The organism is Saccharothrix carnea (assembly GCF_003014735.1).
Classification (GTDB): domain Bacteria; phylum Actinomycetota; class Actinomycetes; order Mycobacteriales; family Pseudonocardiaceae; genus Actinosynnema; species Actinosynnema carneum.
Genome location: NZ_PYAX01000006.1, coordinates 36,818 through 56,268, shown reverse-complemented (window position 1 = coordinate 56,268; position 19,451 = coordinate 36,818). Strand labels below are relative to the sequence as shown.

Annotated in this window: 21 protein-coding genes and 1 pseudogene; 14 read left to right on the top strand and 8 right to left on the bottom strand. The window is 72.9% G+C overall.

Annotation, left to right across the window (positions count from 1 at the left end):
* Positions 1-2: 2 nt before the first annotated feature.
* The 6 genes and pseudogenes from B0I31_RS42605 to B0I31_RS18385 all read left to right on the top strand — a co-directional run.
* Positions 3-131, top strand: a complete 129-nt coding sequence (locus B0I31_RS42605; RefSeq protein ID WP_281262306.1) for a hypothetical protein — start codon at positions 3-5, stop codon at positions 129-131.
* Positions 128-811 carry an adenosylcobinamide amidohydrolase gene (locus tag B0I31_RS18405; protein ID WP_106616635.1) on the top strand — a complete coding sequence of 228 codons (684 nt, stop codon included), beginning with the start codon at positions 128-130 and terminating at the stop codon, positions 809-811. Before B0I31_RS42605 ends, B0I31_RS18405 begins: the two co-directional genes overlap by 4 nt.
* The gene (locus B0I31_RS18400) at positions 808-1,377 is read left to right on the top strand and encodes a YbaB/EbfC family nucleoid-associated protein (RefSeq protein ID WP_106617027.1); all 570 of its coding nucleotides are present in this window, start codon (positions 808-810) and stop codon (positions 1,375-1,377) included. Before B0I31_RS18405 ends, B0I31_RS18400 begins: the two co-directional genes overlap by 4 nt.
* Positions 1,374-1,682, top strand: a complete 309-nt coding sequence (locus B0I31_RS18395; RefSeq protein WP_106616634.1) for a hypothetical protein — start codon at positions 1,374-1,376, stop codon at positions 1,680-1,682. Before B0I31_RS18400 ends, B0I31_RS18395 begins: the two co-directional genes overlap by 4 nt.
* A 14-nt stretch (positions 1,683-1,696) precedes the next feature.
* Positions 1,697-4,366 (top strand): TNT domain-containing protein, encoded by a 2,670-nt coding sequence (locus B0I31_RS18390; protein WP_106616633.1) that lies wholly within the window; start codon positions 1,697-1,699, stop codon positions 4,364-4,366.
* Positions 4,363-4,611 (top strand): annotated as a pseudogene (locus B0I31_RS18385) (hypothetical protein); the annotation flags it as partial. The gene B0I31_RS18390 and the pseudogene B0I31_RS18385, both read left to right, overlap by 4 nt.
* A 64-nt stretch (positions 4,612-4,675) precedes the next feature.
* Here the strand turns inward: B0I31_RS18385 and B0I31_RS18380 are convergent.
* Positions 4,676-5,950 carry an ATP-binding protein gene (locus B0I31_RS18380; protein ID WP_106616632.1) on the bottom strand — a complete coding sequence of 425 codons (1,275 nt, stop codon included), beginning with the start codon at positions 5,948-5,950 and terminating at the stop codon, positions 4,676-4,678.
* A complete protein-coding gene (locus tag B0I31_RS18375) occupies positions 5,950-6,615 on the bottom strand; it encodes a response regulator transcription factor (RefSeq protein WP_106617026.1) in 666 nt (221 codons plus the stop codon). Before B0I31_RS18375 ends, B0I31_RS18380 begins: the two co-directional genes overlap by 1 nt.
* A 39-nt stretch (positions 6,616-6,654) precedes the next feature.
* Here B0I31_RS18375 and hisN point away from each other — a divergent pair, with 39 nt between their 5' ends.
* The gene (hisN, locus tag B0I31_RS18370) at positions 6,655-7,440 is read left to right on the top strand and encodes a histidinol-phosphatase (protein WP_106616631.1); all 786 of its coding nucleotides are present in this window, start codon (positions 6,655-6,657) and stop codon (positions 7,438-7,440) included.
* A gap of 8 nt (positions 7,441-7,448) precedes the next feature.
* On the opposite strand, the gene B0I31_RS18365 is transcribed toward hisN, so the two are convergent.
* The 3 genes from B0I31_RS18365 to B0I31_RS18355 are packed head-to-tail and all read right to left on the bottom strand — an operon-like array spanning position 7,449 to position 10,859.
* A complete protein-coding gene (locus tag B0I31_RS18365; RefSeq protein WP_106616630.1) occupies positions 7,449-8,000 on the bottom strand; it encodes a GtrA family protein in 552 nt (183 codons plus the stop codon).
* Positions 8,001-8,036: 36 nt separating this feature from the next.
* Positions 8,037-8,552: a GtrA family protein gene (locus B0I31_RS18360; RefSeq protein WP_181320260.1), complete on the bottom strand. Its 516-nt coding sequence runs from the start codon at positions 8,550-8,552 to the stop codon at positions 8,037-8,039.
* A 36-nt stretch (positions 8,553-8,588) separates the two neighbouring features.
* Positions 8,589-10,859, bottom strand: a complete 2,271-nt coding sequence (locus B0I31_RS18355) for a sigma-70 family RNA polymerase sigma factor (protein WP_106616629.1) — start codon at positions 10,857-10,859, stop codon at positions 8,589-8,591.
* Positions 10,860-11,088: 229 nt separating this feature from the next.
* Here B0I31_RS18355 and B0I31_RS18350 point away from each other — a divergent pair, with 229 nt between their 5' ends.
* From B0I31_RS18350 to B0I31_RS18320, 7 genes are all read left to right on the top strand, one after another.
* The gene (locus tag B0I31_RS18350) at positions 11,089-11,814 is read left to right on the top strand and encodes a GGDEF domain-containing protein (RefSeq protein ID WP_245950064.1); all 726 of its coding nucleotides are present in this window, start codon (positions 11,089-11,091) and stop codon (positions 11,812-11,814) included.
* A gap of 183 nt (positions 11,815-11,997) precedes the next feature.
* Entirely contained in the window at positions 11,998-12,411 is a 414-nt protein-coding gene (locus tag B0I31_RS18345; protein WP_106616627.1) for a GntR family transcriptional regulator, read from the top strand.
* Complete coding sequence (locus tag B0I31_RS18340; RefSeq protein WP_106616626.1) at positions 12,408-13,283, top strand: ATP-binding cassette domain-containing protein; 876 nt, start codon at positions 12,408-12,410, stop codon at positions 13,281-13,283. The genes B0I31_RS18345 and B0I31_RS18340 overlap by 4 nt, the downstream gene beginning before the upstream one ends.
* Positions 13,280-14,275, top strand: a complete 996-nt coding sequence (locus B0I31_RS18335; RefSeq protein WP_106616625.1) for a hypothetical protein — start codon at positions 13,280-13,282, stop codon at positions 14,273-14,275. The genes B0I31_RS18340 and B0I31_RS18335 overlap by 4 nt, the downstream gene beginning before the upstream one ends.
* Positions 14,276-14,426: 151 nt before the next feature.
* Entirely contained in the window at positions 14,427-15,623 is a 1,197-nt protein-coding gene (locus B0I31_RS18330; protein ID WP_106616624.1) for a 5-(carboxyamino)imidazole ribonucleotide synthase, read from the top strand.
* Positions 15,624-15,640: 17 nt separating this feature from the next.
* Positions 15,641-16,126: a 5-(carboxyamino)imidazole ribonucleotide mutase gene (gene purE, locus B0I31_RS18325; RefSeq protein ID WP_106617024.1), complete on the top strand. Its 486-nt coding sequence runs from the start codon at positions 15,641-15,643 to the stop codon at positions 16,124-16,126.
* A gap of 52 nt (positions 16,127-16,178) precedes the next feature.
* Positions 16,179-17,342, top strand: a complete 1,164-nt coding sequence (locus B0I31_RS18320) for an acyl-CoA dehydrogenase (protein ID WP_106616623.1) — start codon at positions 16,179-16,181, stop codon at positions 17,340-17,342.
* Here the strand turns inward: B0I31_RS18320 and B0I31_RS18315 are convergent.
* From B0I31_RS18315 to B0I31_RS18305, 3 genes are all read right to left on the bottom strand, one after another.
* Positions 17,332-18,408, bottom strand: a complete 1,077-nt coding sequence (locus B0I31_RS18315) for a VanZ family protein (protein ID WP_106616622.1) — start codon at positions 18,406-18,408, stop codon at positions 17,332-17,334. The two genes, B0I31_RS18320 and B0I31_RS18315, sit on opposite strands and share 11 nt — an antisense overlap.
* 107 nt (positions 18,409-18,515) lie before the next feature.
* Positions 18,516-18,995, bottom strand: a complete 480-nt coding sequence (locus B0I31_RS18310; RefSeq protein WP_106616621.1) for an SRPBCC family protein — start codon at positions 18,993-18,995, stop codon at positions 18,516-18,518.
* Positions 18,985-19,323: an ArsR/SmtB family transcription factor gene (locus B0I31_RS18305; protein WP_106616620.1), complete on the bottom strand. Its 339-nt coding sequence runs from the start codon at positions 19,321-19,323 to the stop codon at positions 18,985-18,987. Before B0I31_RS18305 ends, B0I31_RS18310 begins: the two co-directional genes overlap by 11 nt.
* Positions 19,324-19,451: the final 128 nt, after the last annotated feature.

Below are 19,451 nucleotides of genomic sequence, written 5' to 3'. Positions count from 1 at the left end.
CGGTGCGGGTGGTCGAGCTGACACCGGAGACGTGGCCGTCGCCGGAGGAGCTGTTCGGCATGTTCACCGACACGGGTTTCGAGCTGGTGGAGCGCCGCGGCGCGAACCGGGCGCTCGTGCGGCTCACGTGATCGAACGGCACCCCGGCGTCCTGGTGTGGCGGCTGCCGGAGCCGCTGCTGGCGATCTCGTCCGGCCCGCACGGCGGCGGGCTCGGCGTGCGGCACTGGGTGCTGAACGCGACCGTGCCCAAGGACTACGCGCGCCCCGACCCGGACGTGCACGTCGCCGAGATCGCGGCCGACCTCGGGCTGCGCGGTCCCGGCACCGGGCTGCTCACCGCCGTCGACGTGCGGGACGTGGTGCCGGAAACCGACAGCGGTGTGCGGTCGTGGGTGACGACGGGGATCGGCGCGCACCCGACGTGGGCGGCCGGACCGCCCGCCGAGGACCCGCCCGGCATCGGCACGATCAACGCGGTGTGCGTGCTGCCGGTGCGGCTGGCGGACGCCGCCTTGGTCAACGCGGTCGCGACGGTCGCCGAGGCCAAGGCGCAGGCGTTGGGCGAGGCGGGCGTGCCGGGCACCGGGACGGTGACGGACGCGGTCGTGCTGCTGTGCCCGTTGGACGGTCCGGTCGAGCCGTACGGCGGGCCGCGGTCGGTGATCGGGTCGGCGTTGGCCCGAACGGTCCACCGTGCCGTGCACACCGGGATTTCCCTCGAACGGGCGGGAACCGGGGTAGGGGTCGTAACGTCCAACGCGCGACCGACGACCATGCCCGGCGACGGCGAAACCCGGAGGTGGCCGTGACGACCGATCACCGCGCCCAGGTGGACGAGCTGCTCGCCGACTACCGGCGCAGCCGCGACCAGTTGGCGTCCGTGCAGCGCGACCTGGCCCGGATCTCCGGTTCGGCCACCAGCCCCGACGGGTCGGTGACCGCCGTGGTCGACGCCAAGGGCACGCTCACCGACCTGGAGCTGGACGACCGCGCGTACCGGTTGCGGCCGGCGCAGCTCGCCCAGTTGATCGTGCGCACGACGCGGGAGGCGGTGGCCAAGGCCGCCGAGGGCACCTACCGGACGTTGAGCCCGGTGCTGCCCGCCGGCACGGATCCCGAGGCGTTGTTGCGCGGCACGGCCGACCTCCGCCCGGAAGAGATCGGCGCCGAGGAGGTCCTTCCGCCGGAACCGGCCGCCAGGCGGCGCCCGGTCGCCGATGACGACGAGGACTTCGAGCAGCGCGACTGGCTCGACGCCGACGCCAACCCGGCCGTCGCGCCGAGCCCCGGCCACGATCCGGGCTACGACCCGAACCACGGCCCGAACCACATCCCGGGCCGCCGCCCGAGCCCCATCGCGAGGAGAACGAGATGACCGGCTTCCGGACCGACCTCGCCCGCCTCGCCGAGGGGGCCGATGACTTCACCGCCTTCGCCGAACGCGCCGGGAAGATCGCGGGCGAGCTGAGCGGCGTGCTGGACTCGATCGGCGACTGCTGGGGTGCCGACGCGATCGGGCAGAGCTTCGCGGCGAGCCACGTGCGGCCGTCCGGCGAGGTGTTGACCGGGCTGACCGGGTTGAGCTCGGGGTTCGGCGGCGTCGGTGAGCGCTTCGCCGCGACGGCCCGCACGTACCGCGAAGTCGATGAGGGCAACAGCGACGCGCTCGGCGCGATCTGACTCAGGGGGCCGTGATGGGGATCGAGCTGCCGGCCGAGCTGGCCGATGTTGCCGCCAAAGCCGGGGTGTCCTGGCCCCAGGCCGACGAGGACAAGCTGCGCGCGTCCGCCACCGCGTGGCGCGAGGCGGGCACCAAGCTGTCCACGCTGGCGGGCGAGTCCGATGGTTCGGCGGGCAAGGCGCTGACCGGGATGACCGGGTCGACCGGTGAGGCGGCGCGCGGCCACTGGAACAGGTTCACCGCGCCGGACGGCACGCTGAACTCCGTGCTGCGGGGCTGCCACGCGGCGGCCGACCGGCTGGACCACGCGGCCGAGCAGGTCGGCGCGGCCAAGGTCGAGCTGGTGCGCGAGCTGGTGAACCTGGCGAAGAACAACGACGCCGCGCAGCAGGCGGCGACCGCCGGGCACCCGACCGCGTTACTGGGCCTGGACACGGCGGTGCGGGGTGCGGCGGCCAACATCGCCCACCTGACCGACACGTTGACCAGCGCGGTGCGGTTGGACAGCGGTGTGCAGATCGGCGGCCACCAGCCACCGGTCGACGCCAACCCCGGCGTGCACGCGCCCGGCGACGCGGGTCCCGGCCAAGGCCAAGGCCAAGGTCACGGCCACGGTTCCGGTTCCGGCCAGCCGCAAGGCGGTGGGCTGCTCGGCGGTGGTGGTCTGCTGGGTGGCGGCCAAGGCGTTGGTCTGCTCGACGGCCTGCTGCCCGGCGGTTCCGAGGGTCGTGGTGACGGTGCCGCGCCGGGCGCCCAGGCCCCTGGTGCGGGCGCGGGTGCTCCGGGCGTGGGCGCTCCCGCTGCGGCTCCGGGCAACGGTCAGGCACCCGGCTTGGTCGGCGGCCTGCTCGGCGCGGTGACCGACACGGTGGGCGCGGTGACCGAGCCGGTCGTGGACGTCGTGGAGACCGTCGCACCGCCGGTCGCGGCCGTGGTGGAACCGGTGCTGGACACGGCGGGCGACGTCGTGCAGAACGTCGGCGGCGCGGTGGACGACACGGTCGGCCGCACCGTCCAGGGCGCGGCGGACACGGTCCGGGGCGCGGCCGACGCGGTGGCACCGGGCCACGACAACGCGCCCGGCAGGTCCGGCGCCGCACCCGGTCAAGGCGGCGGTCAGGGCGGTGGCCTGGGCAACCTGGTCGGCGACGTGGTGAACCCCGTGCTCGGTGCCGCGGCACCGGTCGTGGACACCGTCACCCGCACCGAGGGCACCGTGACGCAGTCGGCGGCGGCCGTGCTGGACCGTCCGCTGCTGCCGCACACCGAGGCACCGCACGCGACCGCCCAGCCCGCGGCTCCGGCCGCGAACCAGGCCACGCCGCAGGGTCCGTCGTTCGGCGGCCCATCGGTCGGTGGCGCGCCCGCGGCGGCTCCGGCCGCTGCCGCCGCGGCTGCCGCGGCTGCCGTCGCGCAGAGCCCGGCCGCGAACGCCAACGCCGCCGCGAACACCCAGGCTCCCGGCCAGCAGCCCGCGCCGAAGGTCGAAGCGCGTGCCGCCCAAGCCGGTCAACCCCAGCCCGGTCAGCCGCCGGCGGGTCAGGCGCCGACTGGCCAAGGCCAGTCCGGTGCGGGCCAGTCCGGTGCGGGCCAGTCCGGTCAGAACCAGTCCGGCCAAGGGCAGGGCCAGAACCAGAACCAGAACCAAGGTGGTCAGGCCAAGGGCGAAGCCGCCGCGAAGGCCGAAGCCCAGCCGAAGGCCGAGGCCCAGCCGAAGGGCGAGCTCAAGGACGTCCAGAAGGACCTCAAGGACGCCCTGGCGGCTGTCGGGCAGGCGGTGAAGGAGGGCGACCTCGCGTTCGCGGTCGTCCCGCTCCCGGTCGGCGGTCGCGACACCACGGCACCGCCGCTCCCGGCCGGGCCCACGTCCGCGATCCTGCCGACCGAACCGCACGACACCCCGCCCGCGGCACCGGTTCGGGCCGCGCAGGGCGCGCAGCCGACCACCGAAGCGGCGGCGTTGTTCCTGCTGCACATGTTCCCCGGCGGCACGCTCCCGCCGCCCAGTGCCAAGCCCGCCAGGCAGTTGCCGCCGCCATCGGAGGACGAGACGTTCGCGGCGGGCCTGCGCTTCGAGCCGCAGGGCCACCCGGACGGCCACCTCGTCGACGCCTCCGCCCGGTTCGGCCTCGACCTGCGCGCGGTGAGCCAGGACGCGCTGCGCTCGCGCCTGTCCGGCGCGCAGCCCACCGGCCCGGTCTCGACCGACCCGGTGCCCGCCGTGAACCGGCCACGCCTGGTGCTGCGGCCCGGCACCGCGCCGGACCCCGTGCTGCTGGCCGGCTACGACCCGTTGGCGGGCCTGCACGAACGCGATTGGGACCGCCGGTTCCTGGTCCGCGCCGACCCGCCCGAATACGCCTGGCCGCCCGGCGAGCTGTTCCCCGAGGGCGGTTACGAGGCGGGCCAGGCCGGCGTGCTCGCGGTCGGCGTGGAGCTGGACCGGTTCGGCGGGCCGGAAGGCCGGGTGCTGTGCCAGCTCGGCATCCCCTACGCGGAACGCTCGTTGCCGCCCGCGCTGGTGGACGCGGGCTACCACCGCTACCGGGTGCTGAAGGTGCTGCCGGTGTGGTTCACCCTGTCCGCCGAGTGGTTCGGCCAGCCCGGCGGCGGCGCCCGCTTCCGCGCCACCTACCCGGTCGCCGACCTGATCGCGCTGGGCTACCTGGAGGAGTTGGCATGAACGCGGAGTCGGTCCAGGGTTGGCTGCTGGCGGTCGGCGTGCCCGCGGAGGTCGTGTCGATCGGCGCGGAGGCCGAGCACAAGTGGTGCCTGCTGCCGACCGAGGAGGGTTTCGAGGTCTTCTGGCGCGAGCAGGGCAACCGGTACGACTGGGCGGCGTTCACCAGCGAGGACGTCGCCTGCCACTACCTGTTCGGCCGCTTGGTGTGGGCGCAGGTCGTGCGCGGCGCGGTCGGCGTGCTGCCCCAGGCCGCCAAGACCGGGACGACCGAGGCCGCCGAGCCGACGACCGCTGTGCCGGGGGCCGCGCCTACCGAGGCGTGAGGTCGGTCCGCCAGGGCACGCCGACCACGTCCTCGGCCTTCGGCACGGGCAGGAACAGCGCGAACGTCGCGGGCCGGGCGGTGGACAGCTCCAGCCGCCCGCCATCGGCGTCCACCAGGGCACGCGCCAGCGCCAGGCCGACACCGGTCGACCCGCCGCCGGACACGCCGCGCTCGAAGATGTGGTGCGCCAACTCGTCCGGCACGCCGGCGCCGCCATCGGCGACCTCCACGACCACCGTGCCGTCGTCACGGCGCGCGGACACCACGACCATGCCCTCACCGTGCCGCAGGGCGTTGTCCAGCAGCACGCCGATCGCCTCCCGCAGCCGGGCGGGCGTGGCCCGGGCCAGCAGGCCGTCCGGCACCTTCACCCGCAACGCCCGCCCGACGCGCCGCAGCGGTTCGCGCCACTCCTCGGCGATGGCCGTCAGCTCCGCGCCCAGGTCCAGCGGTTCCGCGCCGACCGCGCGGGCGGCCCTGGCCGCGGCCAGCATCTCGTTGAGCACCTCGGCCAGCCGTTCGGCCTGCTCCAACGCGGCCCGCGCCTCGACCGCCATGTCCGGCTCCGGGTGCAACGACAACGCCTCCAGCCGCAGCTGCAACGCGGTCAGCCTGCTGCGCAGCTGGTGCGAGACGTCGCCGACCAGCTCTCGTTCCCGCTGCACGAGCTGCGCCAGCGCGCCCGCCGACCGGTCGAGCGCGTCGGCCACGAGGTCGAGCTCCGGCACGCCGTGCCGCCGGTCGTCCCGCCGGAAGTCGCCCGCACCCAACCTGGCCGCACGCGCCGCGACGTGCCGCAACGGCTTGGCGAGCTTGCGCGCGGTCACTGTGGCGACCACCGTGCCGGTGCTCACCGACAGCACGACCAGCAGCACCACCAACGCCGCCACCTGGTACTGCGCGGTGTGCATCGGCGCGGACGACAGCTCCAGCCGGACCGTGCCCTGCTGCGCGATCGGCACCTCCACCGACAGCGGCTCCGGGCCGGGCGTGCGGCCGAACTCGTGCCTCCCGCCGGGCGTGGTCACGATGAGGTGGCCGCCTTCCGGCACGCCGACCTCCACCGGCTCCAGGTCGATCGGCCTGCCGTTGGCGATCTGGTCGTCGATGGACGCGGCGATCCGCTGCGCCCGCGCGGCCAGGTCGGTGCGGGCGCCGTCCTCCACCAGCCGCAACGCCGTGTAGCCCAGCGGCAGGCCCAGGGCGAACCCGGTGACCGCGACGGCCAGCAGGATCGCCCGCAGGATCCGGCTGCGCATCAGTCGGCGGTGTTGAAGCGGAAGCCGACACCGCGCACGGTCGCGATGCGGCGTTCCACCGAGCGCACGTCACCGAGCTTGCGGCGCAGCCAGGACATGTGCATGTCGAGGGTCTTGCTGCTCTTGAGCTCCGGGTCGTTCCAGACCTCGGACAGGATCTCGTCGCGGTGCACCACCTGGCCCGCGCGTTGGATCAGCACGCGCAGCAGCTCGAACTCCTTGTTCGCCAGCTGCACCTCCAACCCGTCCACGGTGACGCGGCGGGCGGCGAGGTCCATCCGCACGCCGTTGACCTCCAGCGTGCCGGGCGCGCGGCGGCGCAGCAGGGCGCGGATGCGGGCCATCAGCTCGGCCAGCCGGAACGGCTTGGCCACGTAGTCGTCCGCGCCCGCGTCGAGCCCCACCACGAAGTCGACCTCGTCGGACCGCGCGGTGAGCATCAGCACCGGCAGGCCGCGCCCGCCCGCGCGCAGCCGGCGGCACACCTCCAGCCCGTCCATCCCGGGCAGGCCGAGGTCGAGCACCAGCAGGTCGACGCCGTTGTGCTCGGCGGCGTCCAACGCACCCGGACCGTCGGTGACGACCTGCACCTGGTAGCCCTCCCGCTGTAACGCGCGGGACAGCGGCTCGGCGATCGTCGGGTCGTCCTCGGCCAACAAGACCACGCTCACGGCACCCAGCGTAGGCGTGGCACGATCCCGTGCGTGCCCGACCTTCGCGCAGACTTGTCCCTGGCCCTCCGCCTGGCGGACGAGGCCGACAAGATCACCACAGCCCGGTTCCGCGCCCTGGACCTCGTCGTCGAGCGCAAGCCCGACCGCACACCGGTGACCGACGCGGACGTGGCGGTCGAGGACGCCATCCGCGCGGTGCTCGCGGTCGAGGCGCCGGACGACCTGATCGCGGGCGAGGAACGCGGCGGCACGACGGGTGACGGCCGGACGTGGGTGCTCGACCCGATCGACGGCACCAAGAACTTCCTGCGCGGCGTGCCGGTGTGGGCCACGTTGATCGCGCTGGTCGTGGAAGGTGCGCCGGTGGTCGGCGTGGTGAGCGCGCCCGCGCTGGGCCGTCGCTGGTGGGCTTCGACGGGCGGCGGCGCGCACACCCGTGACGCCTCGGGCGAGCGGGCGATCTCCGTGTCGGCGGTGCGCGACCTGTCCGACGCCTACCTGTCGACCACGCACCTGGGCACGTGGGGCGAGTACCACTCGCGCGAGGCGTACCTGGCGCTGGTCGACGCGTGCTGGGAGAACCGCGCGTTCGGCGACTTCTGGCAGCACTGCCTGGTCGCGGAGGGCGCGATCGACGTGGCCGCGGAGCCGATCGTGAACCCGTGGGACGTCGCGCCGTTCCAGGTGCTGGTGACGGAGGCCGGTGGCCGGTTCAGCGACCTCGGTGGCGTGGCGCGCTTCGACGGCGGCAACGTGCTGTCCACCAACGGCCACCTGCACGACGCGGCCTTGCAGGTCCTCGCCGAGAGCCGCTGAACCGCCGGTCAGGAACGGCCGGGTGGTTCCTCGTCGTCGGGGCGGTCGTAGGCCCTGGTGACGCGGCGCGGCCGGAAGTCGGCTTCCGGGAAGACCCACTTCTTGTAGCCCCACCAGCGGAACGCCATGGCGATCAGGGTGCCGATGAGCTGGGCGCTGATGAAGTCGGCGACCTCTTCGCCGAGCCTGCTCACGTGCGGCTCCTGGAAGTGCAGCAGGTACCGCGACACCCACAGCGGCATCGAGTTGAGCGCGATGCCGATGCCGTTGACGAGGAAGAACAGCGCCGCCTCGTGGTGGCGCTCACGCCCGCCCCTGGTCTTGAACGACCACTCGCGGTTGAGCACGTACGACACGATGGTGGCCACCAGCGTCGCCACGATCTTCGCGGTGACCGGCTTCTCGCTCAGCACGGTCGTCTTGAGGCCGAAGAAGATGGCCGTGTCGATCACGAAGCAGGTGCCGCCGACCAGGGCGAACTTCAACAGCTCACGGTGCTTGAGGGCCAGTGAGCGCAGCGGTTCGGGCAGGCGGAGGACGACGCTTTCGACAACGGACACCCCGGCAGTGTACGGAAAGCGGGGTGAAAGGCCTGTTCAGGCGACTTCGCGCTCTTCGGTGACGACGTGCAGCGGCCGCACGGACGGGCGGGCGCCCGCCTGGGGGAAGACGAACTTCCGCATCGCCCAGAACTTGAAACCCGTGGCCAGGAGCATGCCGATCACCGAACCGGCGGCGAAGTCGGCGATCTCCGAGTGCAGGTCGAACACGTGCCGCGAGACGTACAGCGGCAGCAGGTTCACCCCGATGCCGATGCCGCTGACCAGGAAGAACAGCGCGGCCTCGTGGTGTCGCTCACGCCCGCCCCTGGTGTGGAAGGACCACTCGCGGCTCAGCACGTACGACGAGATGACCGCCACCAGCACCGCGATGGCCTTGGCCGTGACGACCTTGTCCTGCAGCACGGTCAGCTTCAACGCGTACCAGACACCGTTGTCGATCACGAACGTCGTGCCGCCGACCACGGCGAACCGGATCAGCTCACGGTGCTTGTTGATCAGGAACCGGACCGGTTCCGGCAGGAGGCCCAGAACCCGGCGCGCGAGTGGCAGCACCGGGGCAGGCTACCGAGCCGGGTGATCGAACGATCACGAAGGGGTACCGCAGCGGCCGGGGAGCAGGTCGTCCCAGCCCGGGGGCAGCCACGGCGGCCTGGGTCGGCACGGTTCGGTGCGCGTGGGTGGCGTCGTGGTCGTGGTCGGCGCGGGGGTCGGTTGCTGCGTGGGCTGCGTCGTGGTCGGTGCGGACGACTCGGTGGTCGTGGTCGGCGAGGTCGTCGAGGGTGCCGGAGGAGGCGACGGCACGGTCGTGGTCGTCGTCGGCCCGGTGGTCGTCGTGGTGGCCGGTGGCGTCGTGCGGGTGGTGGTCGGCGGCGGCGGGGTCGTCGTGGTCGGGCCGCCCGGTGGTTCCGGGAAGTGGGGGTGACCGCCACCGGGGCGCAGCGAGATCGGCACCTCGACGCTCTCCGCCGCCGTGCCCAGAGTCGCCGATACCCGCACCACACCTTCGTGGTGGGGGTGCCCGAACGCCCAGACGGCCAGCCGGAACGACTCGCCGCGCTCCAGCGGCACCTCGCACACCACCCGGTTCCAGGACCGCTCGCAGCCCGGCCACAGCGAGACCAGCACGATGTGCTCGTCGGACTCCACGACCAGGCGCAGGTCGCCCGCCCGGCCACCGGTGTTGGTGGCCTTGATGTCCAGCCGCGGTTCCCAGAACCCGTGCTGCCACTTGTGGACCAGCAGTTCCAGGTCGTCGTGCACCGGTCGGACCTCGACGTCGACCGAGATCGCCGTGCTCATCGCCGTGCCCGCGCTCACGGTGCCGGTGATCCGGCCGGTGGTGGCCCGGTCGTCGGCCTGGACGCGGAAGACGAACGTCGCCGTGCCGCCGGGTGCGATGCCGTCCGCGGAGGTGCACGTCACCGTGCCGATGCCCGCCGGGCAGGCCACGGTCTGGTCGGTCGCGCCGTCCAGCTGGACCAGCCGCCCGCCCGCGAACGACGCGACGGGGCCGGTGGACCGGACGCCGGGCGGCAGGTCCAGCTCGGCGGTCACCGGCTCGGACGCCGTCTCACCGGCGTTGCGCACGGTGATCGGCAGGTCGACCGGTGCCTCGCCGGGCGTCAGGGTGAACCCGCTGGGCACGACCGGCACCAGGTCCGCCGGTGTCGGCTGCGGCTCGGGCGTCGGTTCGGGCTCGGGCGACGGCGACGGCGACGGTGCCGGTGCCGGTGTCGGCGCAGGTGACGGTGACGGCACGGGGGCGGGTTCGGTGGTGGGCGCGGGCTGCGGCGACGGTTCGGGCGAGGGCGGTGGCGGCGGGTCGGGCACCGGTTGCCGGGTGGGCGCCGCGGGCTGCGTGGTCGACACCGGCGCGGCCTGCGCCGCGGGCACCTGCTGGTCGTCACCGGCGGCCAGCCCGATCGCCACGGCGATCGCCAGCGCGGCGGCCGAGGCGGCGGCGCCGAGGAACTGGCGCGGTGCGGACGCGGCGGCACCGGCGGCGCCACCCGTGCCCGCGGCCGCGGCGGCGACCGTGACGGCCTTGGCCGTGCCCGCGCCGACCGCGGCCAGGTAGCCGGACGCGCCGAGGCCGAGCACCAGCGGCGCGATGATCCCGCGCAGCGCGCCGTTGACGTCGGCCAGCTCGGCGGCCAGCGCCCGGCAGCTCGTGCACTCGTCCAGGTGGGCCTCGACCTGCGTGGTCTCCCGCTTGGACAGCCCGCCCCTGGTCCACGCGCCCAGCCGGTCCACGGTGGCGCGGCAGCGCTCGGCCTGCGTCTCGGCCAGGTGCACCTGCAGGTACGCCTGCTTCAGGCCCTCGCGGGCGCGGTAGGCCAGCGCGGACACGCCGTTGGCGGTCAGGCCGAGCAGCGGCGCGACCTCGGCGGGTGACTGGCCCTCGATCTCGGTGTGCCACAGCACGGTCTGCCAGCGCTCGGGCAACCGGGCGAACGCCTTGGCCGCCATCGACCGCTCCAGCCCGGCCACGGCGGTGTCGGCGAACGGCACGCTGGTCGCCTCGGGTGCGACCTCGGCCACGTCGTCGGCCAGTTCGAGCTTGCGGTCCCGCCGCGTCTTGTCGTACGCGGTGTGGCGCAGCGCGGTGAGCAGGTAGGCGCGGAACGCCGAGTCCGGCCCGCGACCGGCGCGCAGCGTGTCGAGGACCTTCGCGAACGCGTCCGAGACCAGGTCGTCGCTCTCGGCGGACGACCTGGCGAGCTGGCGGGCCAGGTTGTACGCGGCGGTCACATGACGTTCGTAGAGCTGCCCGTAGGCGTCGATGTTCCCGGCGCGCACGGAGTCGATCAGCTCCGCGTCGCTCGGTCCCTGGACTTCGGCAGGAACGGTCGCCACGTGTTCTTCCCTCCTCGCGCGGCGTCAGTGTGGCGCACGAGGTCGCGCACCGTCACCTGAAACCCCCCGACTGGGTGGACTGAATGCCGTCATGGATGACACCCGGCGACGTCTCGTAGGCGGAAACCGACGTCGAGGAGGCATCCGGGTGGGTGTTCGGGAAGCGGTCACACGGCGCTCAGGCGCTGAAGGGTCGCGGGCACTGCGGTCGAGGTGGCGCACCGCCACGATGGCCGCGGGGTGGGCGTTCCCGGCTGACTGGCCGTTGGCAGAGGTGGACGACGTGTGCCGGGCCTTGCTGGACGGTGACGACGCGAGCACGCAGCTGTACCGGCTGGGCGGCGCGCGCGCCGAGGCGGGCGCCGGGCTGGCCGAGACGCTGCTGGACCTGGCGGCGCTGCACGCGGTGCTGGAGGAGCCGCCCGGCTCGACCGGCATCGTGTCGGCGAGTGTGGACGGCATCCCGGCGCCGATGCTGCGGTCCACCGCGCTGGGCTGGGGTGACGTGATGACGAAGCGCGCGGCGAACTGCGCCGCGGACAACCCGCTGACCGGCCTGGCCACGCCCGCGTACCTGCGCACGAGGTTGCGCGAGGTGTACGCGGAGGCACGGGCCGCCGGTCGCCTGGACCACGTGCTGGTGCTGGTGGCGCTCGACCTGACCCGCACGTCCGGGTGGTCGCGCGTGGTGGCGATGACCTTGTTGGCCGACGCGCTGAAGGAGGTGTTCGACTCGGGCGAGACGGTGGCCTCGATCGGGTCGTCGGTGGCGTGCGTGCTGCTGCGCCGCGACCGGCACCTGGCGCGGGCGGTGACCAACCTGCGGGTGCTCACCGCGGACCGGCTGGCCGTGGACCCGCACGTCGCGCCCACCGGTCCGGTCGAGGTCTGGCTGGAGGAACTGCCTCCGACCTGCGAGGACGCGGTGGCGTTGCTGTCGCGGCTCGGCCGGTAGCCCCACCGCGGGCGCCGAACCCCTGTCCGGCGTCCGACAACTGAAGACTCCCCTCCCCCCAGAGGAGCCCGGCGCCTGCCCCCCAGTGCGCCGGGCTCCTCACCCTTTCCGCGGGTTTGACAGGCCGGTGGGCGTGATGGTCTTCTAGTGTCTTAGTTGACTGACACAATTCGGAGGCGCCGGGTGGAGTTCCGCATCGACCGGTCCAGCGGCCTCCCCGCCTACCTCCAGCTCGTGCGCCAGGTGCGGGAGGCGCTGCGCCTGGGCTGGCTGGGGCCGGGAGACCGGCTGCCGACCGTCCGCGACGTCGTCGCGAGGAGTGGTGTGAACGCGAACACGGTGCTCAAGGCCTACCGCGAACTGGAGCTGTCCGGCCTGGTCGAAGCACGTCAGGGCTCGGGCACGTTCATCAAGGCCGGTCTCGGCTCGACCGACCCGGAGGTGATGGCCGCGCTGAGAACGAGGCTGGCCGAGTGGGTCCGCGAGGCGCGCGCGGCGGGGTTGGACACCGAGGACGTCGACGCGCTCGTGCGTTCCGTCCTCGCCGACGAGGACGGCGACCAGGTGACAGCAGGGGAGGGGGTGGCGGTCCGGTGAGCACTGCGATCGAGTCCGTCGTCGACAGCACCGCGGCCGCGGTGCGAGCGCGGGCGCTCGGCAAGCGTTACCGTGCCAAGTGGGCGTTGCGGGACTGCACGTTCGAGCTGCCCGCGGGTCGGGTGGCGGCACTGGTTGGCGCGAACGGCGCCGGCAAGACGACGTTGATGAGCGTCCTGGCCGGACTCCTCGACGCCGACGAGGGGTCGGCGGGCGCGGCGGGCCGGGTGGCGTTCGTGTCGCAGGAGAAGCCCGTCTACCGGAACTTCTCGGCGGCCGACATGCTGCGCCTGGGCGCGCGGCTCAACGTCGTGTGGGACGAGGCACGGGCCCGCCGCTGGCTGGCGCGCTTCGAGATCCCGCTGGACCGGTCGTGCGGCAAGCTGTCCGGCGGCCAGCAGGCCCAGGTGGCGTTCGCGCTGGCCATCGGCTCGCGGCCGGACGTGCTCATGCTGGACGAGCCGCTGGCCAACCTCGACCCGCTGGCCCGCCGCGAGGTGACCGCCGAGCTGCTGGGCGAGGTCGACGAGACCGGCATGACCGTGCTGCTGTCCACGCACGTCGTGGCCGAGCTGTCCGGCGTGGCCGACTACCTGCTGCTGCTCGCGCACGGACGGCTGCTGGCGGGCGGTGACCTGGACGAGCTGCTCGGCAGGCACGTCAGCTACACCGGTCCGCGCTCGGACGTGCCGCCCGCGTTGGGCCAGGTCGTGGAGGCACGCCACACCGACCGCCAGTCGACGTTCCTGGTCGAGCTGCCCGAGGGGCAGCCGCGGCCGGTGGTGGCCGGCCCGTGGGTCGAGCGCGCGCCGACGTTGGAGGACTACGTGCTCGCCCAGCTCGAAGCCACCCGGAAGGGGGTCCGCGCATGACCGCGAACACGACGGCGGGCACCACGACCGCAGCGCCCGTGACCAAGCGCACCCGGGTCGGGTGGGGCGACCTGGTGTGGCTGACCTGGCGGCAGCACCGGTGGGTGATCATCGGCTTGGTCGCCGCCGTGGGCGTGGTCGTCGCGCTGGCGCTCACCGTCGCGTGGCAGGTCGACGCCACCGGTGACGCGCAGAGGCTGTTCGGGCGCTGGCGCTTCATCAGCGTGGGCAGCGTGGTGCTGCTGGCGCCGATGGCGACCGGCCTGGCCATCGCGGTGTTCTGGGCGGCGCCGGTGCTCGCGCGCGAGTACGAGCAGCGCACGCACCTCGTGGTGTGGAGCCAGGACGTCACCCCGACCCGCTGGCTGACGGGGAAGGTCGTGCTGCTCGGCGTGCCCGCCGTGGCCTTGGCCGTCGCTGTCGGCCTGGCGTCGTCGACGATGCTCGACAGCATCAACGCGGCGTCGGACCGGCCGCCCTTCCCGGCGTTCGAGATGCCGGCGTTCGAGGCGGTGCCGCTGGTCCAGGCCGGGTACGCGGCGTTCGGCTTCGCGCTCGGGCTGGCGCTCGGCGCCCTCACCCGGCGCACGGTGCTGTCGATGGGCCTCGCCCTCGGCCTGTTCCTGGCGGCGCGCGTCGTCGTGGCGGGTGTGCTGCGGCCGAACTTCCAGGCGCCGTTGCACGAGGTGCAGACGTACGGGGCCTTCCAGAGGTCGTGGGACGGCCCCGGTGACGGTTCGTGGACGGTGAACAGCGGGTTCGTGGGGCCGGACGGCCGGGAGGTCCCGTTCCCCTCGACGTGCTCGACCGCCCAGGACAGCGCGGCCTACACGAAGTGCATGGAGGACAGCAACGTGCTGTTCTTCCAGGACTACCACCCGGTGGAGCGGCTCGTGCCGTTCCAGCTGGTCGAGTCCGCGATCTTCATCGTGCTCGCCGCCGGCCTGCTCGCGTTGACCTTCGTGACGGTGCGCCGGGCCCGTCGCGCCTGATCCGGGTTCCGACCCGCGCTTCACCGCGGACCGGGCCCGCCGCCTTCGCACCGCGGCGGCCCTGCTGAGGGGTCCCGCGCGCTCCAGGAGCGCGCGGGGCTTCCGCACCCGGTCCGGAGCACTGCGTTTGTGCAGGTAGAATCACGAAACCGTGGACTCCCGAACTCGTCTCCCCGTCGTCGGCATGATCGGCGGCGGCCAGCTCGCCCGCATGACGCACCAGGCCGCCATCCCGCTCGGCCAGTCGCTGCGGGTGCTCGCCGAGTCGGACTCCGACCCCGCCGCGCTCGTCGCGCGCGACGTGGAGCTGGGCAAGCACACCGACCTGGACGCGTTGCGCGCGTTCGCCAAGTCGTGCGACGTCGTCACGTTCGACCACGAGCACGTGCCGCAGGAGCACCTGCACGCGCTGGTCGCCGAAGGCGTGAAGGTGTTCCCCGGGCCGGACGCCCTCGTGCACGCGCAGGACAAGCTGGTCATGCGGGAACGGCTCGCCGCGCTGGGTGCGCCCGTGCCGCCGTTCACCGCCGTGCACGATGCCGCCGAGGTGCTCAGGTTCGGCGCGGAGCACGGGTGGCCGTGCGTGTTGAAGGCGGTGCGCGGCGGCTACGACGGCCGTGGCGTGTGGATGCTGAACACGCCGCAGAGCGCGCAGCGGGTCGTGCCCGAGCTGCTGGCCGCCGGCACGCCGTTGATGGTCGAGCAGTGCGTGCCGATGCACCGGGAGCTGTCCGCGCTGGTCGCGCGCTCGCCGTTCGGCCAGGGCGCGGCGTGGCCGCTGGTGCAGACCGTGCAGCAGGAGGGGATCTGCGTCGAGGTGCTGGCGCCCGCGCCGGACGTGGACCCCGCGCTGGCCGAGCAGGCGCAGGAGCTGGCGCTGAAGGTCGCCGCCGAGCTGGGCGTGGTCGGCCTGCTGGCCGTCGAGCTGTTCGAGACCGCGGACGGGCTGGTCGTCAACGAGCTCGCCATGCGCCCGCACAACTCCGGCCACTGGACCATCGAGGGTGCCCGGACCTCGCAGTTCGAGCAGCACCTGCGGGCCGTGCTGGACTACCCGCTCGGCGCGACGGACCTCGCCGCGCCCGCCGTCGTGATGGCCAACGTCCTCGGTGCGGCGGACGCGCCCGAGATGGGGCCGGACGAGCGGCTGCACCACCTGTTCGCCCGGTTCCCCGACGCGCACGTGCACCTGTACGGCAAGGCGGAGCGGCCGGGGCGCAAGATCGGTCACGTGACGCTGCTCGGTGAGCGGATGGACGACGTGCGGCAGCGGGCCCGGCTCGCGGCGCACTGGCTGTCCGACGGTGTGTGGCTGGACGGGTACGACATCCACGGAGGGCAGCGGTGACGCACGTCGGCGTGATCATGGGCAGCGACTCGGACTGGCCGGTGATGAAGGCAGCGGCCGAGGCGCTGGCGGAGTTCGACGTGACCTACGAGGTCGGCGTCTACTCGGCGCACCGCACGCCGCAGCGGATGCTGGACTACGCCGCCACGGCCGCGTCGCGCGGGTTGCGGGTGATCATCGCCGGTGCCGGTGGGGCGGCGCACCTGCCGGGCATGGTGGCGTCGGCGACGGCGTTGCCGGTGATCGGCGTGCCGGTGCCGTTGAAGTACCTGGACGGGATGGACTCGCTGCTCTCGATCGTGCAGATGCCGGCGGGCGTGCCGGTGGCGACGGTGTCCGTGGGCGGCGCGCGCAACGCCGGTCTGCTGGCCGTGCGGGTCCTGGCGGCGGCGGACCCGGAGCTGCGCGAGCGGATGGAGGCGTTCCAGGAGTCGCTGGCGGAGCTGGTGCTGGAGAAGGACGCGGCCCTTCGGGCTGTTGCGGAGGGCACAGCGGCGAAGTGAGTGAACGCGCGCTAACATCCGGGTAGGACGCCCTACCGGGAGGTAACTTAACGTGGACCCGAGCTTCGGTACCTACCAGCTCGCCGAGGAGCACGAGGCGCTGCGCGAGGCGGTCCGGTCGCTGGCCGACAAGGAGATCGCGCCGCACGCGGCGGACGTGGACGAGCAGGAGCGCTTCCCGGTCGAGGCGTTGAACGCGCTGGTCAAGTCGGGTTTCGCGGCCGTGCACGTGCCGGAGGCCTACGACGGCCAGGGCGCCGACTCGGTGGCCACGTGCATCGTGATCGAGGAGGTGGCGCGCGTGTGCGCGTCGTCGTCCCTCATCCCGGCGGTGAACAAGCTGGGCACGATGCCGATCCTGCTGTCGGCGTCGGAGTCGCTGAAGCAGCAGGTGCTGCCGTCCATCGCGTCGGGTGAGGCGATGGCGTCGTACGCGCTGTCCGAGCGCGAGGCCGGTTCGGACACGGCGTCGATGCGCACGCGTGCCCGCCTCGACGGCGACCACTGGGTGTTGAACGGCACGAAGTGCTGGATCACCAACGCCGGCGAGTCGACGTGGTACACGGTGATGGCCGTGACGGACCCGGACGCGCCGAAGAAGTCGCAGGGCATCTCGGCGTTCGTGGTGCACAAGGACGACCCGGGTTTCGTCGTGGGTTCGAAGGAGCGCAAGCTCGGCATCAAGGGCTCACCCACCCGTGAGATCCACTTCGAGAACTGCACGATCCCGGCGGACCGCATCATCGGCGAACCGGGCACCGGCCTGAAGACCGCGCTGCGCACCCTCGACCACACCCGTCCGACGATCGGCGCGCAGGCCGTGGGCATCGCCCAAGGCGCCCTGGAAGCCGCCATCGCCTACGTCAAGGACCGCAAGCAGTTCGGCAAGTCGATCTCCGAGTTCCAGGGCGTCCAGTTCATGCTGGCCGACATGGCGATGAAGATCGAAGCCGCCCGCCACATGGTCTACGTCGCCGCCGCCAAGGCCGAGAGGGGCGAACCGAACATCGGCTTCATCACCGCCGCGGCCAAGTGCTTCGCGTCGGACGTGGCGATGGAGGTCACGACGGACGCCGTGCAGCTGTTCGGCGGCGCCGGCTACACGCGCGACTTCCCGGTGGAGCGGATGATGCGTGACGCCAAGATCACCCAGATCTACGAGGGCACGAACCAGATCCAGCGCGTGGTCATGTCCCGCGCCCTGCTCAACGGCTAGAGCCTCGGGCGGCCCGGCTCCCGGGCCGGGCCGCCTCCGGGCTGGTCGGCACGGCTCGGGTGTCGGCGAGCAGGTCCGGCCAGCCCCGTTGGTCACGGCGGAAGACTGGAACCACGAAGGCGCCCAGGACGACCAGGGCCAGCACGGACAGGTCCAGTGCGAACCACCACTCGGTCGGCGCCAGGGCGGCATAGGTGATCAGGCCCGTGACGCCCGCCAGTTCGCGCAGGGCGATCCGGAACGGGTTGGCGCGGGTGCCGTCCGCACGCCTCAGCCGGTAGCGCAGCAGCCAGCCGCCGGCGGTCCAGCCCGTGGTGGCCGGCAGGACGATGCGCAGAGTCGCGGCCAGCGCCGCGATCGACCACGGGTTGTTGTCGAAGACCAGGTGGACCACCGCGATCAGCAGCACGACGTCCACCACCAGCGCCACCAACCTGCGCGGCACGGTCACCGTGTCCGGTGGGGCGGTCGATGCATCGGGGTGCGGCACGGCCGGCACCACCAGCGCGACCGGTGCGATCATCCAGCCCAGCAGTGAACCGGTGGTGTTGGAGATGAGGTCGTCCACGTCCGCGATGCGGTACGGGCACGCGTACGCACCCAGGTTCCCCGTGTACTGCACGACCTCGACTGCCAGCGAGATCCCCAACCCGATCGCGACCACCGCCAACGGCCCGCGCCCGTAAGCCTTCCGCAGCACCACGCCCAGCGGCACGAACAGCGCGACGTTGAACACCTGCTGGAGGAACACGGTGGACGTGACCACGGCACCGGGCCCGGACCGCCCGTTCGCCGCCAGGTTGTTGCGCATGTCCGTCACCCACCGGAACGGCGTGGTGGACAGCATCTCCTCACCGGTGCACACCCGCGTCGGGAACGGCAGGAAGATCAGCGCCAACGCCACCAGCCCGTAGGCCAGCAACCCGTACAGGACCAGCGCCCGGCGCGGCTCCACCCGCCCGAACCGGTAGTAGTGCAACGCGACCAACGGCAGCAGGACCAGCACGCCGACGCCCACGAACGCCGCGAAGCCCGTCCGCACGGACTCCAGGTACGAACTCAGCATGTCCACCGATCCGGTTCACGGTCCCGCGACGAAGGTCAACCGCTCAGTAACCCCTTCGCGTGAACACCAAACCCGATCGGTGCACGTTGCCGCCGAACGGACGTGCGTCAGCGCACCGACTTGAGGTACGCGTCCAGCCGCTCGTAGCTGATGTCCGCGCCGTCCTTCATCCCGGTCTCCATCGCCCGGTCCCGGTCGGCCCGCGACGGGTACTTCATCGTCTGCACGACCGTCGTCCGCTCACCGTCCGCGATGAACTCGGTGGTGTTCACCGTCGACGCCCACTCCGGACCCCACGACTCGGTCTGCACCGTCCGCGACCACGGTGTGACCTCCTGGTACTCGCCGGTCATCGCCATCTCGGTGCCGTCCGCCCGCTGCCACACCATGTGCCAGCGCCCGCCCGGCCGCAGGTCGATCTCGCACACCGGCATGGTCCAGCCCTCGGGACCGAGCATCCAGTGCACGACGTGCTCCGGCTTGGTGAACGCGTCGAACACCAGCTTCTGCGGCGCGTCGAACGTCCTCGTGACGGCGACCTCCACATCGGACGGCGTGCTCCACGACGAGGTGGTGTCAGTGGTCATCTTCCTGCTCCTTCATGCGTTCGAGGTAGGCGTCCAGGCGTCGGTGGCTGTCGTCCCAGAACCGGCGGAAGCCGTCGGCCCACTCGGTGACCTCGCGCAGCGGCGTTGCGTCGAGCGTGCACGGCCGCCACTGGGCGTCACGTCCGCGTGTGATGAGTCCCGCCCGCTCCAGCACCCGCAGGTGCTTGGACACCGCCGGGCCGCTCATCGCGAACGGCTCGGACAGTTCCTTCACGGTCGCCGCGCCCTCGGCGAGCCGCGCCAGGATGGCCCGCCGCGTCGGGTCGGCCAGGGCCGCGAAGGTGGTGCTCAGGGGATCGTCCGCCATGGGTACCTAACCACTCGGTTATCTAACTGATTGGTTTTCTACGCCCCTGTCGAGTCGCTGTCAACCCGTCTGCGTCCGCCGGAAGTGGTTGAAAGTTCATATAACGTCGGCGGCGTCCGGTCACCGAC

Excerpts from the sequence above, each read along its gene's own strand:
- B0I31_RS18310 (WP_106616621.1), bottom strand. The coding sequence starts at position 18,995 with ATGACCACTGACACCACCTCGTCGTGGAGCACGCCGTCCGATGTGGAG.
- B0I31_RS18315 (WP_106616622.1), bottom strand. The coding sequence starts at position 18,408 with ATGCTGAGTTCGTACCTGGAGTCCGTGCGGACGGGCTTCGCGGCGTTC.
- B0I31_RS18350 (WP_245950064.1), top strand. The coding sequence starts at position 11,089 with ATGGCCGCGGGGTGGGCGTTCCCGGCTGACTGGCCGTTGGCAGAGGTG.
- B0I31_RS18335 (WP_106616625.1), top strand. The coding sequence starts at position 13,280 with ATGACCGCGAACACGACGGCGGGCACCACGACCGCAGCGCCCGTGACC.
- B0I31_RS18380 (WP_106616632.1), bottom strand. The coding sequence starts at position 5,950 with ATGCGCAGCCGGATCCTGCGGGCGATCCTGCTGGCCGTCGCGGTCACC.
- B0I31_RS18395 (WP_106616634.1), top strand. The coding sequence starts at position 1,374 with ATGACCGGCTTCCGGACCGACCTCGCCCGCCTCGCCGAGGGGGCCGAT.
- purE (WP_106617024.1), top strand. The coding sequence starts at position 15,641 with ATGGGCAGCGACTCGGACTGGCCGGTGATGAAGGCAGCGGCCGAGGCG.
- B0I31_RS18305 (WP_106616620.1), bottom strand. The coding sequence starts at position 19,323 with ATGGCGGACGATCCCCTGAGCACCACCTTCGCGGCCCTGGCCGACCCG.
- B0I31_RS18390 (WP_106616633.1), top strand. The coding sequence starts at position 1,697 with ATGGGGATCGAGCTGCCGGCCGAGCTGGCCGATGTTGCCGCCAAAGCC.